The following is a 13,028-nucleotide window of genomic DNA, read 5'->3' as shown; positions in this document are numbered from 1 at the left end:
CGTCACCGCCACGGTGATCCGCCCTAGCCGGGCCGACTTTCCCCATTCACCTTCCGGATCGGCGGTAATTGTGCGTAGCCTGCTTCTTCTTGCCCTCGTCGGCCTCGGTGCGCAACTGGTCGACGGCAGCCTCGGGATGGCGTACGGCGTGACATCCACCACATTGTTGTTGGCCCTCAACACAGGCGCGGCCAGCGCCTCGGCGACCGTTCACCTGGCCGAGATCGGCACCACCCTGGTCTCGGGCGCCGCGCACTGGCGGTTCGGCAACGTCGACTGGACGGTGGTGCGCCGGGTCGGTGTGCCGGGCGCCGTGGGGGCGTTCGCCGGCGCGACCTTCCTGTCCAGCCTCTCCACCGCGACCGCGGCCCCGATCATGTCGCTGATCCTGCTCACCCTCGGCCTCTACGTGCTGATCCGGTTCACCGTCGCCGGGCTGCCCCGCGACCGGGTCGGGCTGCCCCTGCGCAAGCGCTTCCTCGGGCCGCTGGGGCTCGTCGCCGGCTTCGTCGACGCCACCGGTGGCGGGGGCTGGGGCCCGGTCGGCACGCCCGCGATCCTGGCCAGCGGCCGACTGGAACCCCGCCGGGTGATCGGCTCGATCGACACCAGCGAGTTCCTGGTCGCGGTCGCCGCGAGCCTGGGCTTCCTGGTCGGCATCGGCTCGGAGAACATCAACTTCGGCTGGGTGGGTGCGCTGCTGCTCGGCGGCATGATCGCCGCGCCGATCGCCGCCTGGCTCGTCCGGTTGGTCCCGCCCCGCGTGCTCGGTTCCGCCGTCGGGGGGGTCATCGTCCTGACCAACATCCGGACCCTGCTGCGCAGCGACTGGATCGGTGCGCCGGACGCCGTCCGCTACGCCAGCTACCTGATCGTCGTGGTGCTCTGGGTGGCCGCTGTGACCTGGTCACTGCGTCGGCACCTGGCCGACCGGCAGGCCACCCCGGTCGCCGTCGGACCGGAGGCCGGTGCCGGGGAACCCGCCACCACGTCCAGCTGACCGGGCGGCCGGTGGCTCCCCGACCTCCCGGCCCCGGGTAGGTCGGGGAGCCACCGGCAACCCCGGGCGCCGCAGTCCGGCCGGCGACTGCTGCCGGGGTCGGGCCGCCGACCGTGGCGTCGCCGGCGGGCGTGGTTCAGGGCGCGGCGTGCTCGGTCTGGGCCCGGATCTGCCGGAAGATCTCCTGCGGCTGGGCGGTCTGCGGAAAGTCGGCGAGGTGGACCACACCGAGCGTGTGCCGGTCGGCCCAGGCGCAGACGTCGAACCAGACACCCCCGCTGCGGCCGTGCCCGCAGCGGGAGGACCCACCGACCGGCCCCGGGGGCACCGGCGTCACCTCCGTGATGGCGGTGAGCCGGGCGAAGATCTGGTCCAGGGCCCGCTCGGGGTCGGGGACCGTGCCGGAGACCCCACTGAGCAGGACGACCCGACGGTCGCCGGGTCGGTACAGCCCGAGTTCGGCCGAGTGTTCCTCCTTGACCGGGATGTAGGCGGTGCCCACCGCGCTGCCCGGCTCACCGTCGAGCAGCGGCTTGAGCCCTGACATGGTGCTCTGGGCGACCATGGTCAGTCGCCGGTCGAGCGACTCGTTCCAGGTGCCCAGCACCGTCGTCGGCTTGTCCAGCCGCAGCACGGCGGGATCGGGGGGTGGCGGCGACGCCCCGGCCGACCTCGCGGCGACGGGCCCGGCGGTGCCCGAACAACCGGTCGCCGTCAGCAGGCCCGCGAGGACCAGCGCACCCGTGCGTACCGCCTGCCGTACCCCCGTGCTGGGTTGCGGATCCATGTGTGCCTCGTCCCCGGTCGCAGTGGCATCGGGCAGGATAGCGTGCACTGTCGTCAGTGGAGGGGGACCGGATGAAGCTGATGCGGGTGGGCCCGGCCGGCGCGGAGCGGCCGGTGCTGCACGCCGACGGCCGGCACTACGACCTGTCCCCGCTCACCACGGACATCGACGCCGCCTTCCTCGCCTCCGACGGCCCGGCCCGGGTCCGGGCGGCCCGCGACCTGCCGGAGGTGGACGTCACCGGCCTGCGGGTCGGTCCGCCGGTGGCCCGGCCCGGCGCGGTGCTCTGCGTGGGGCAGAACTACGCCGCGCACGCCGCCGAGTCCGGTGCCGCCCCGCCCGAGACCCCGATCATCTTCTACAAGGCACCCAACACCGTGGTCGGCCCGTACGACGACGTGCTGGTGCCCCGGGGCGCGACCGCCACCGACTGGGAGGTCGAGCTGGCCGTGGTCGTCGGCCGGCGGGCCCGCTACCTGGAGTCGCCCGCGCAGAGCCTCGCCCACGTCGCCGGCTACCTGGTCTCCAACGACGTGTCCGAGCGCGACTTCCAGCTGCGTGACTCCGGTGGCCAGTGGTCCAAGGGGAAGTCCTGTGAGACCTTCCAGCCGCTCGGCCCGTGGCTGGTCACCCCGGACGAGATCGCCGACGTGCAGGATCTCGGGTTGCGTTCCTGGGTCAACGGCGAGCCCCGGCAGGACTCCCGCACCTCGGACATGGTCTTCGACGTGGCGTACCTGATCTGGCACCTGTCGCAGTACACGGTGCTCGACCCCGGTGACGTGATCAACACCGGTACGCCGGAGGGGGTGGCCCTGTCCGGCCGGTTCCCCTACCTGCGGCCCGGTGACGTGGTGGAGGTCGAGGTGGACGGGCTGGGCCGGCAACGGGTCACCATGGCGGCGGCCTGACCGGCGGCGGGGAGCCGCTTGCCGGCGATCTCCGACGGGCCGGCACCGGCCCGACGGGAGCCGGGCGCCAGCCCCACGGGAGCCGGCGAACGCTGGCCGGGTGGCCCTGCCGTCCGCCCGGGTCAGCGGACCAGCCGCAGGCCCGACATGCCGCCGTCGACGGCCAGCGCGGTGCCGGTGGTCGCCCCCGACAGCGGGGAGGCGAGAAAGGCCACCGCCTGGGCGACCTCGTCGGCGGTGACCAGCCGGCCGGTGGGCTGCCGGGCGGCGAGCCGGCGCTTCTCCGCGGCCGGGTCCCCGGCCCCGGCGAGCAGCCGGGTCACCCACGGGGTGTCCACCGTGCCCGGCGCCACCGTGCACACCCGGATGCCGTCGCCCACCAGGTCCGCCGCCATGGCCAGGCTGAGCGCGTGCACCGCACCCTTGGTGGCGGAGTAGACGGCCCGGTCGACCAGCCCCGCCGTCGCCGCGATCGAGGTGATGCTGACGATGGCGGCGCTGGTCGAACGCCGCAGGTGGGGCAGGGCGGCCCGGCAGGCCCGGGCGACCCCGACGACGTTGACGTCGAGGCAGCGGTGCCACTCGGCGTCGTCAGCGGCCTCCACCGCCCCCACCGCACTGACCGCCGCGCAGTTCACCAGCACGTCGAGACCGCCCAGGGTCGCGGCGACCCGGTCCATGACCCCGTCCAGCGGGCCGGTGACGTCGGCGGTGAGCCGCAGGTGCCCGCCGCCCGCACCGGGGTCGCGGTCGAGGACGGCGACCCGGGCCCCACGCGCGGCCAGCAGGTCGGCGACCGCCGCGCCGATGCCCGAACCGCCGCCGGTGACCGCCGCCACCAGACCGTGGAAATCCGTCATCTCGGCACCTCGTAGCACGGGCGACAGGGACCGGCGGACGCCCCACCCGCACCGGACGTCCACCGGGGCCGGTGTGCCGTGGCGATCGGCGGGCCAGCCGCCGGCCAGGCCGCCGGGACCGCAGGACATCGCACCTCGCACCGGACGCCATTGATCATATACGATTTCTTCGATCACGGCCGGGAGCGGTGAGGGGGCACGGTGCGCATCGCGTTGTTCGTCACCTGCCTCAACGACGCGCTCTTCCCGCGCGTCGGCATCGCCACCGTGACGGTGCTGGAGCGGCTCGGCCACACCGTGACCTTCCCCGCCGGGCAGAGCTGCTGCGGCCAGTTGCACGCCAACACCGGCTATCCGGGCCCGGCCCGCGTGCTGGAGCAGAGCACCGAGGCGGCGTTCGCCGGCCACGACGTCGTCGTCTCCCCGTCCGGTTCCTGCGTGGCCCACCTGCGGGCGCACACCCGACTGCCGGTGTACGAGCTGTCGGAGCTGCTGGTGGACGTGCTCGCGGTCACCGACGTGGGGGCCCGCTTCCCCTACCGGGTCACCTACCACCCGACCTGCCACGGGCTGCGGATGCTGCGGCTGGGCGACCGGCCGCTGCGGCTGCTCGGCGCGGTGCGTGACCTGGAACTGCTGGGCCTGCCCGAGCCGGAGCAGTGCTGCGGCTTCGGGGGCACCTTCGCGCTCAAGAACGCCGCCGTCTCCGGTGCCATGCTCGCCGACAAGTGCGCCCACGCGGTGGCCACCGGGGCCGACTACCTGGCCGCCGCCGACAGCTCCTGCCTGGCGCACATCGGTGGTGGTCTGGCCCGCCGGCCCGGCGCCCCGCGACCCGTCCACTACGCCGAGATCCTCGCCGCCACCGGGGCCGGAGCGGTGGGATGAGCACCCGACACCCCCCGCCGGGCCGGCAGTTGCCCATCGTGGCCGTCACCCCGTTCCCCCGGGCGGCGGCCGGTGCGCTGCGCGACGCCCAACTGCGGGCCAACCTGGGCCGGGCCACCCGCACCATCCGGGAGAAGCGGGCCGCGGTGGTGGCCGAGGTGCCCGACTGGGAGCAGCTGCGCGACCGGGCGGCCCGGGTCAAGGACGACGTGCTCGACCGGCTGCCCGAGCTGGTGGACCGGTTCACGCGGGCGGCCACCGCCGCCGGGGCGACCGTGCACCACGCCACGGACGCCGCCGCCGCCAACGCGATGGTCACCGACCTGGTCCGGGCGCAGGGCGTCGACCGGGTGGTGAAGGTCAAGTCGATGGCGACCCAGGAGATCGGCCTCAACGAGGCGTTGGCGGCGGCCGGGGTGACGGCGGTGGAGACCGACCTGGCCGAGCTGATCGTCCAACTCGCCGACGACACCCCGTCGCACATCCTGGTGCCGGCGATCCACTACAACCGGGGGCAGATCCGGGAGTTGTTCGCCCGGCGGATGCCCGGCTTCCACGCCGACTCGGACGACCCGGCGGTGCTGGCCGGTGCCGCCCGGGACTATCTGCGGCGTACCTTCCTGGCGGCCCGGGTGGCGATCTGCGGGGCCAACTTCGCGGTGGCCGAGACCGGCTCGTTGGTGGTCGTCGAATCCGAGGGCAACGGCCGGATGTGCCTGACCCTGCCGGACACCCTGATCGCCGTGGTCGGGGTGGAGAAGCTGCTGCCCCGCTTCGTCGATCTCGGTGACTTCCTGCGGCTGCTGCCGCGCTCGTCGACCGGCGAACGGATGAACCCGTACACCTCGATCTTCACCGGGGTGACCCCCGGCGACGGGCCGCGCCGGCTGCACGTCGTGCTGCTGGACAACGGCCGACGCCGGGTGGCGGCCGACCCGGTGGGCCGGGCGGCGTTGCGCTGCATCCGCTGCTCGGCCTGCCTGAACGTGTGCCCGGTCTACGAGCGGGTCGGCGGCCACGCCTACGGCTCGGTCTATCCCGGGCCGATCGGGGCGATCCTGTCGCCCCAGCTCACCGGGCAGGACGCCGGCCACAACGCGACCCTGCCGTACGCCTCGACGCTCTGCGGGGCCTGCTACGACGTCTGCCCCGTCAAGATCGACATCCCGGCGATCCTGGTGCACCTGCGCCAGACGGGGCCGAAGCCGGCCGCCGAGCGCGCGGCGATGGCGTGGCTCGGCTGGACGATGCGTGACCGTCGGCGGTGGCGGGCGGCGCTGCGGGCGGCCCGCTCCGGCGGCCGGCCCCTGCGGGTGCTGGGCCGGCGGCACGGCGGGCGGCTGCGCCGCGCCCCGTGGCCCCTGTCGGCGTGGACGACGCACCGCGACGCCCCACTGCCCGCCGAGGAGTCCTTCCGCGACTGGTGGCACCGCACCCATGACTCCTGAGCTGACCGCGCTCTTCGTCGCCCGGGCCGGGGACCACCACGCCGGGGTGCACCCCTGCACCCCGGCGGAACTGCCCGGGCTGCTCGCCACCCTGCTCGCCGGGGCGACCGCCGTGGTGTTGCCGCCCGGGACGCCACCGCAGTGGACCACCCGGCTCGGCCCGCCCACCCTGGCCGGCGACACGCTCACCGCCACCGAGCTGGACGCCCCCGGCCTGGCCGTGCTCACCGGCTGCGCACTCGCCGTCGCCGAGACCGGCACCCTGGTCCTCGACGGGGGCGCGGCCCAGGGCCGCCGCCTGCTGACCCTGGTCCCCGACCACCACGTCTGCGTGGTCCGCACCGCGCAGATCGTGGCCGACGTGCCCGACCTGGTGCGCGCCCTGCCCGACCCGACCCGCCCCCTGACGATGATCTCCGGCCCCTCCGCGACCAGCGACATCGAGCTGAACCGGGTGGAGGGCGTGCACGGCCCCCGCCGCCTCGACATCGTCTGTCTCCCCCCGGGGTAGCCGGGCCGGGCCCACCGGACCCCGCCATGATCGCGCTCGATCCGTGTCGTGGTGGCAGCCGGCCGCGACGGAGGGGACCACGACACGGATCGGGCACGATCAAGCGGTTCCCGCCACCGACCGGCAGCGCGGGTCACGAGCGCACCCCGGCTACCCTCGCCGCCGTGGACGCTGTGGAGATCGAAGCACCCGTGGTCGCGGTCACCGTCTATCCGGACCGGGCCCGGGTCACCCGCCGGGGGAGCACCCGGTTGACCGCCGGGGAACACCGGATCCGGATCGCCCCCCTGCCGCTGCGGCTGCGGCGGGACTCCCTGCGCACCGGGGGCGGGGGCGCGGTCACCGTCCTCGGGGTGGAGGTGAGCACCTGGCGGCAGCCCCGCAGCACCGACGGTCAGGTCGACGCGCTCACCCGGCGGGCCCGGGAACTGGCCGACGCCCTGGCCGAGGTCGACGACGACGCCGAGGTCGAGACGCAGCGACGACAGTTCCTCACCCGGCTGGCCGACCGGGCCGGCGGCACGTACGCCCGCACGCTGGCCGCCGGTGACACCGCCCCGACCGACGTGGCCACCTTCGCCGACGCGGTGGCCGCCCAACTCGCCGAGTCCCACCGCCGTCGACGCGGGCTGGCCCGGCAGCGCACCGAGCTGACCGAGGAGTTGGCGGCCGTCGAACGGGAGCTGGCCGCCGCGAACGGCAAACGGGAACCGGACCGGCTGGCCGCCGAGGTGACGGTGGCGGTGGACGCCGACGACACCGACGTGGACCTGGAGCTGAGCTACCTGGTCGACGGGGCACGCTGGGAGTCCTCCTACGACCTGCGGCTGGTCGAGGAGACCATGTCGGTCACCTGGTTCGGTCTGGTCACCCAGGACACCGGCGAGGACTGGCCGCAGTGCGCGCTGCAACTCTCGACCGCCCGGCCGGCGGCGGCTGCCGGCGTACCCGAGTTGTCGCCCTGGTATCTCGACCGGGTGCGGCCGGTGCCGGTGCCCCGGACGGCGGCGAGCTTCGGCGCACCATCGCCCCCCGCGCCCGCCGCCGCCCCGGCCGGTGGTGGTGGGGTGGCCCGCGCGGGCGCCCCGCGCCCCGCGGTGCGGGAGAGCGTGGCCGAGGTCGAGCAGGGGGTCACCGCGGCCACCTACCGGCCGGCCCGCCCGGTGGCGGTGCCCGCCGACGGCAGCGCCTACCGGGCCGTCATCGCCGTGCTGGACCTGCCGGTCCGCCTCGACCACGTGACCGTGCCGGTCCGGGCCGCCGAGGCGCACCTGCGGGCGACGGTCCGCAACACCTCGGCGCACACCCTGCGCGCCGGCCCGGCGGCGGTCTTCCACGGCGCCGACTTCGTCGCCGCCACCCGGCTGCCGACGTGGGCGCCCGACGAGGAGACCGAGCTGGCGCTCGGGGTGGACGACCGGGTCCGGGTGGAACGGGAGCTGACCCGGCGGGCCGACACCCGGGCCACCCTCGGCTCCACCCGGCGGCGGGACGTGGAGTACCGGATCAGCGTGGCCAACCACACCCCCCGGCCGGCGACCGTCGAGGTCCACGACCAGCTGCCGGTCTCCCGCGACGAGGCGGTGGCGGTCCGGGAGGCCGCCCTGACCCCGCCGCCGGACGAGCGTACCGAGCTGGGCGAGCTGACCTGGCGGTTGCGGCTCGGCCCGGGCGAGAGCGGCGAGATCACCCTCGGTTTCCGGGTCGAACTCGGCAAGGGGGTCGACCTGGCCGGCTGGCGGGAGTGACCGCCGCTCCCGCCGCGACCCGCCCGGCCGGCCGGGCGGGTCGCGGCGGTCACCCGACGGCCGTCACGGTGAGTGCGGCGACCGACGGGTGGGGCCGCCCCTGCGCGTCGTCGATCGCCACGGCCAGCCCGCCGGTGGCCCCCGGCCCGGTGGGTGTGACCACCCGCAGGGCCGGGCCGCCGTCGACCCGGGCCACCGTCTCCCCGTCGCGCACGGTGACCGCGAGCCGGTGGGTGGCCGCCGGATCCAGCGCGGCCTCGGCGACCACCCGGCCGTCGCGCAGCAACGCCACCCGGCCGTGGGCCACCCGCACCGACACCGTGGCGTCACCGTTCACCCCGACCAGCACGGTCACCGTGCCGCCGTCGGCGCGCAGGCCACGCACCGTGGCGTCGGCCGTGTAGCCGGTCCAGTCCGCGCTGGCGTACGCGAGCAGGGTGCCGTAGGCGCGGCGGGGGCTGTCGGCGGGGAACCGGCCGCCGGTCAGCGGGGACAGGTCGGTCATCGGCTCGCCGTGCTGGTCGCGCCAGTCCCAGGCGCGGGCGAACGGGTCGGTCACCTCGGCCGGCACACCCGTGCGTTCGACGACCGCGCTGACCAGTTCGGCGGCGCCGGTCGTGGCGTACACCTCGGCCCGCTCGACCTGCCCGTCGGCCGCCGACCGGCGGCTGCCCGGTTGCGGGGCGAGCGACTTGTTGGTCAGCGCGCCGACGAACCGGGCGGCGATCAGGTCGCGGCTGAACGCGGCGGCCTGCGGGTCGGTCGTCGCGTCCCCGATCTCGGAGAACGGGTACGCGAACAGGCGCGGCCGGGGCAACCCGTGGGTGGTGAACGCGGCGAACATCGCATCGAAGTCGGCGGTGAGCCGCTGCCGGTAGGCGGCCAGGCTCTCCTGGGTGCCGGTGGTCGGCTCCCACCGCCGGTGGGTCAGCGGGGAACCGAGCCGCCCCGGCGCGGTCTGCACCCGGGTGTGCAGGTCGTGGGTGTGCGCCTGGAAGTCCCACCGGCCGGAGCGGCGCATCCGGTCGATCTCCGCCCAGCTCAGGTAGTACGGCCGGTGGGTGCCCACCTGCGCGGTGATCAGGTAGGAGGCGGCCACCATCCGGTGCCGGCGCAGGATCGGGTCGGCGTACGACCACAGGCCCCGGGTGCCGTCGTCGAAGGTGAGGTAGACCGAACGGGCCGGCACCTCGCCGCCGCGCAGGTAGTCGACGTACTGGGCCGAGGAGATCGTCCGGTAGCCGGCGGTGCGCAGTGCGGTGAGCTGGGCGTCGAACGCCTCCGGGGTGACCACGTAGTGTTCCCGGCCGCCCGGCGTGGTCGCCGCCGGGTCGTCGCCGTGCGGTCGGATGTCGTGGTAGGCCACCACCACCGGCGCGGCCCGCTCCGGCAGCCGCCCGGCTGTCTCGGCGAAGCGGCGCAGGTCGGCGGGGTCGACCCGGGTGACCGGGGTGTCGTGCTGGCCGCTGACGTGGCGGCGCAGGTCGTCGAGGTACCAGGACACCCCGAAGGGCGCCGCCACCACCAGCAGGGTGACCAGCGACAGCAGTCCGCCGAGCGTGCGGGGCCACAGCCGGCTCACCGGAGCACCTCGCCCCGGGAGAAGACCACCGCGTAGAGCAGCACCAGCACCGCCGCCCCGGCGAGGGTGAGCGCCACCCGGGCCAGCCGGCTCAGCAACCGCCGCCCGGCGTTCACACCGTGCTCCGCGACCACACGCCACGCCGGATCGTCCCCACCGACCAGGGCAGCAGCCAGGACAACATGGTGGCGGAGAGCACGCTCATCAACGGCCGGTACGCCCAGCGCGGGTCACCCGGGTTGTCCAGCCGGTAGGCCAGCCCCCACGCGGTGCCCTTGAGCAGCACCCCGCACAGGTAGAGCAGCGGCACCGCCCACCAGCCGCGCAGCGGCGCCCAGACCAGGTGGGAGAAGGCCATCGCCGGGGCCAGCGCCACCCACAGCGCGTGTCCGTAGTAGAGCGCGGCCGGGCCGGGCCCCCGCCGCCACATGAACGTGCCGGTGAAGAACAGGTTCCGCACGTAGCTCTTCTTCCAACGGGTCTGCTGACGCAGGAACGGCCGCAGCCGGGCCGGCACGGTGGTCCACACCTTCGCCGAACGCACGTAGCCGACCCGCCAGGCGCGGGGCGGGTGGTCCTCGTCGCGCACGAACGGCGAGTCGGCGAAGCGCGCCTTGAGCCGGTCGCCGATCCAGCGTTGCCCCAGCACGTAGCCGGTGAGCTGCCGGTCGGTGGCGAACCGGAACTCGCCGCCGAGGAACCGGTCGGCCGCCCAGGCGGGCAGGTAGTTGAGCACCGCCTCCCGCCGGAACACCGCCAGCGGGCCGGAGACGCAGGTGACCGCCCCGAACGACGCCTCGGCAGCCTTGGAGACCCGGAACTGGCCCTCGTACCAGACGTCCTGGACCCGGGTGAGCAGCGACTCGTCGGGGTTCAGCGCGCGGGCGTGGCCGCTGACCGCGCCGAGGTCGGGTTGCCGCAGCAGGGCCTCGACGCAGCGGCCCAACGCGTCCGGGGCGAGCACGCAGTCGGAGTCGGTGAAGGCGAGCACGTCGCCGGTGGCGTACCGGGCGGCGTGCACCAGGGCCCGCTTCTTACCGACGTTGCGCGGCAGGTGCAGCACGGTGACCGGGAGTTCGGCGGCCAGCCGGTCGAGCACCTCGGCGGTGCCGTCGGTGGAGCCGTCGTCGACCACGATCACCTGCAACGGGCGGATGTCGCTGCCGGTCATCGACCGCACGCACGCCTCAATGCCGTCCGCCTCGTCCTTGACCGCCACCAGCAGGCTCACCGTCGGGGACGGCGGCAGCGGCGGGAACGTGGCGGCGTGCCGGGGCTGCGCCGGGGCCTCGGCCGGGTCGACGTAGCGGGCGTAGGCCAGGTAGAACACGGCGACGGTGGCGGTGAGCACGGCGAAGCCGTAGAACGCCAGCAGCGGGGCGTACGGCAACTGGGGCAGTTGCCGGGCCAGCAGCACGATCAGCGGCAGCAACGCGAGCACGGTGAGCAGCCGGCGCAGGCCACGCCGGACGGGGGCGGTCACCGGCATCTCAGACGACCTCCCGCCGGGGCAGCCCGGCCAGCCGGTAGGTGGCGTCGAGCACCATCGGCTGCCCGCGCAGCCACGCCTCGTCCAGGCCGGACTGGCTGGTGTGCACGACCACCAGGTCCCACTCCCGGTCGGCCGGGTCGGCGACCCGGTGCAGGGTCTGGCCGTCGGGGGTGCGGACCGTGTCGACGAGCTCGTCGACGAAGCCGACGTCCGCGCCGGCCCGGACCAGCTCACCGATGATCTCCAACGCCGGGGACTCCCGTACGTCGGCCACCCCGGGCTTGTAGGTCACCCCGGCGAGCAGCACCCGGGCGCCGAGCAGCGGGCGGCCGGCCCCGGCGAGCAGTTCCCGGATCCGGTCGACGACCCGGCGTGGGCGGGCGGCGATACCCCGCATCGCGGTCTCGATCAGGGGCGCCTCCCGGCGTTGGCCGCGTACCTGCCACAGCAGGTAGTGCGGGTCGCAGGGGATGCAGTGCCCGCCCACCCCGGGGCCGGGCTGGAAGGCCATGAACCCGTACGGCTTGGTGTCCGCCCCGTCGATCACCTCGGTGACGTCCAGGTGCAGGTCCCGGCAGAGGTCGGCGAACTCGTTGGCGAGGGCGATGTTGACCGCCCGGAAGGTGTTCTCCAGCAGCTTGGTCATCTCGGCGGCCTCGGGGGAGCCGAGCCGGTGCACCAGGGGGGTGATCCGGGACAGCGCGGCGGCGGCCCGTGCGGTGCAGTCCGGGGTGGTGCCGCCGACGACCCGGGGGGTGAGTTCCTGGCGGTGCCGGTCGTTGCCGGGGTCGACCCGTTCCGGGGCGAAGGCCACGAAGACCTCCTGCCCGACCCGCAGGCCCCGGGCGGCCAGCGGCGCGACCAGCAGCTCCCGGGTGGTGCCGACGTAGCTGGTGGAGGTGAGCACGATGGTCTGGCCGGGGCGGGCGTGGGCGACCACCGCCGCGCAGGCCGCCCGCAACGCGGTGAGGTCGGGGGCGAGGTGCCGGTCGACCGGCGTGGGTACGCAGATCAGCACCGTGTCGGCGTCGGCGATCTCACCGACCGCGGTGGTGAGGCGCAGCGCGGGATCGGTGGCCCGCAACGTCTCCCGGAGCCGGTCGTGGTCGTCGTCGAGCAGGTCGGCGCGACCGGTCCGGATGTCGTCGAGCCGGTCCGGGGAGATGTCCACCCCGATCACCCGGGAGCCGCTGGCGACCAGGGCCAGGCTGGTCGGCAGGCCCACGTAACCGAGGCCCACCACGGCGGTACGCGCCCCGGGGGCGGTGGTGGCGGTGGCCGGCTCCGGTGGGGCGGCCGGGGCCGTCGGGGCGCTGGTCGGGACGTCGGACCGGGCGGCGGGCAGAAGCTGCGACATGGTCGGTGACCCTCACGGACGGTGAACGGGGATGACCCAAGAGTGCGACCAGCCCACCCCCGTCGGCTGTCCGACGAACAGTCGTCACGAAGCGAAAAGACTACGGTCGGTGACCGTCCGTTCGGTCAGTTTTCGGCGTGCTACCTGCCCGGAAGCGGTGTTACCGCCTGTAAGTCCTGACCGGCGGTGGTCTCCGGCGCACCATGGGTCCCGCCCGTCCCACCGCTGTCACCGGCCGGCGCGGAGTAAGAATCATCACTGGCGGTGAGCCGTCGATCGTGCGCAACCCGCCGGGCCGGCGGTCCGACCGGTCGGCCGTTCCCCGGCTCCACGGCCCCGCGTGTCGCCGCGGGAGCGCCCGGGCGGGGCGGGCCCGATCCGGCGAGCCGTGTGGTTCGCTGCCGCTGCCGCTGCCGCTGCCGCTGCCGCTGCCGGGGGCGACGG

Annotated in this window: 11 protein-coding genes; 6 read left to right on the top strand and 5 right to left on the bottom strand. The window is 75.1% G+C overall.

Annotation, left to right across the window (positions count from 1 at the left end; translation table 11 throughout):
• The first annotated feature begins 70 nt into the window (after window positions 1-70).
• Window positions 71-1,000 (top strand): sulfite exporter TauE/SafE family protein, encoded by a 930-nt coding sequence (locus AB0B63_RS10000; RefSeq protein ID WP_208566788.1) that lies wholly within the window; start codon window positions 71-73, stop codon window positions 998-1,000.
• A gap of 136 nt (window positions 1,001-1,136) precedes the next feature.
• On the opposite strand, the gene AB0B63_RS09995 is transcribed toward AB0B63_RS10000, so the two are convergent.
• The gene (locus AB0B63_RS09995; RefSeq protein WP_357016519.1) at window positions 1,137-1,787 is read right to left on the bottom strand and encodes a hypothetical protein; all 651 of its coding nucleotides are present in this window, start codon (window positions 1,785-1,787) and stop codon (window positions 1,137-1,139) included.
• A 71-nt stretch (window positions 1,788-1,858) separates the two neighbouring features.
• On the opposite strand from AB0B63_RS09995, the gene AB0B63_RS09990 reads away from it, so the two are divergent.
• Window positions 1,859-2,698 carry a fumarylacetoacetate hydrolase family protein gene (locus tag AB0B63_RS09990; RefSeq protein WP_357016516.1) on the top strand — a complete coding sequence of 280 codons (840 nt, stop codon included), beginning with the start codon at window positions 1,859-1,861 and terminating at the stop codon, window positions 2,696-2,698.
• Between the two features lie 122 nt (window positions 2,699-2,820).
• On the opposite strand, the gene AB0B63_RS09985 is transcribed toward AB0B63_RS09990, so the two are convergent.
• The gene (locus AB0B63_RS09985; protein WP_219462955.1) at window positions 2,821-3,558 is read right to left on the bottom strand and encodes an SDR family oxidoreductase; all 738 of its coding nucleotides are present in this window, start codon (window positions 3,556-3,558) and stop codon (window positions 2,821-2,823) included.
• Between the two features lie 201 nt (window positions 3,559-3,759).
• Here AB0B63_RS09985 and AB0B63_RS09980 point away from each other — a divergent pair, with 201 nt between their 5' ends.
• From AB0B63_RS09980 to AB0B63_RS09965, 4 genes are all read left to right on the top strand, one after another.
• The gene (locus AB0B63_RS09980; protein ID WP_357016511.1) at window positions 3,760-4,446 is read left to right on the top strand and encodes a (Fe-S)-binding protein; all 687 of its coding nucleotides are present in this window, start codon (window positions 3,760-3,762) and stop codon (window positions 4,444-4,446) included.
• Window positions 4,443-5,894, top strand: a complete 1,452-nt coding sequence (locus AB0B63_RS09975; protein ID WP_357016508.1) for a lactate utilization protein B — start codon at window positions 4,443-4,445, stop codon at window positions 5,892-5,894. The genes AB0B63_RS09980 and AB0B63_RS09975 overlap by 4 nt, the downstream gene beginning before the upstream one ends.
• A complete protein-coding gene (locus AB0B63_RS09970) occupies window positions 5,884-6,405 on the top strand; it encodes an LUD domain-containing protein (RefSeq protein WP_357016505.1) in 522 nt (173 codons plus the stop codon). The genes AB0B63_RS09975 and AB0B63_RS09970 overlap by 11 nt, the downstream gene beginning before the upstream one ends.
• 164 nt (window positions 6,406-6,569) lie before the next feature.
• Window positions 6,570-8,153: a DUF4139 domain-containing protein gene (locus tag AB0B63_RS09965; RefSeq protein WP_357016502.1), complete on the top strand. Its 1,584-nt coding sequence runs from the start codon at window positions 6,570-6,572 to the stop codon at window positions 8,151-8,153.
• A gap of 49 nt (window positions 8,154-8,202) precedes the next feature.
• On the opposite strand, the gene AB0B63_RS09960 is transcribed toward AB0B63_RS09965, so the two are convergent.
• The 3 genes from AB0B63_RS09960 to AB0B63_RS09950 form a co-directional block, all read right to left on the bottom strand.
• The gene (locus tag AB0B63_RS09960; protein ID WP_357016499.1) at window positions 8,203-9,735 is read right to left on the bottom strand and encodes a polysaccharide deacetylase family protein; all 1,533 of its coding nucleotides are present in this window, start codon (window positions 9,733-9,735) and stop codon (window positions 8,203-8,205) included.
• Between the two features lie 112 nt (window positions 9,736-9,847).
• Window positions 9,848-11,224 (bottom strand): glycosyltransferase, encoded by a 1,377-nt coding sequence (locus AB0B63_RS09955; protein WP_357016496.1) that lies wholly within the window; start codon window positions 11,222-11,224, stop codon window positions 9,848-9,850.
• A gap of 1 nt (window position 11,225) precedes the next feature.
• Window positions 11,226-12,584, bottom strand: coding sequence for a nucleotide sugar dehydrogenase (locus tag AB0B63_RS09950; RefSeq protein ID WP_357016493.1), 1,359 nt, complete (start codon window positions 12,582-12,584; stop codon window positions 11,226-11,228).
• Between the last annotated feature and the right edge of the window lie 444 nt (window positions 12,585-13,028).

Source organism: Micromonospora sp. NPDC049081 (assembly GCF_040648835.1).
GTDB classification, from domain to species: Bacteria; Actinomycetota; Actinomycetes; order Mycobacteriales; family Micromonosporaceae; genus Micromonospora; species Micromonospora antibiotica.
This window is presented reverse-complemented; position numbering and strand designations above follow the sequence as displayed.

Bases quoted from the DNA above. Each gene is read 5' to 3' on its own strand.
- AB0B63_RS09955 (WP_357016496.1), bottom strand. From the start codon at position 11,224: ATGCCGGTGACCGCCCCCGTCCGGCGTGGCCTGCGCCGGCTGCTCACC.
- AB0B63_RS09990 (WP_357016516.1), top strand. From the start codon at position 1,859: ATGAAGCTGATGCGGGTGGGCCCGGCCGGCGCGGAGCGGCCGGTGCTG.
- AB0B63_RS09950 (WP_357016493.1), bottom strand. From the start codon at position 12,584: ATGTCGCAGCTTCTGCCCGCCGCCCGGTCCGACGTCCCGACCAGCGCC.
- AB0B63_RS09975 (WP_357016508.1), top strand. From the start codon at position 4,443: ATGAGCACCCGACACCCCCCGCCGGGCCGGCAGTTGCCCATCGTGGCC.
- AB0B63_RS09970 (WP_357016505.1), top strand. From the start codon at position 5,884: ATGACTCCTGAGCTGACCGCGCTCTTCGTCGCCCGGGCCGGGGACCAC.
- AB0B63_RS09985 (WP_219462955.1), bottom strand. From the start codon at position 3,558: ATGACGGATTTCCACGGTCTGGTGGCGGCGGTCACCGGCGGCGGTTCG.
- AB0B63_RS09995 (WP_357016519.1), bottom strand. From the start codon at position 1,787: ATGGATCCGCAACCCAGCACGGGGGTACGGCAGGCGGTACGCACGGGT.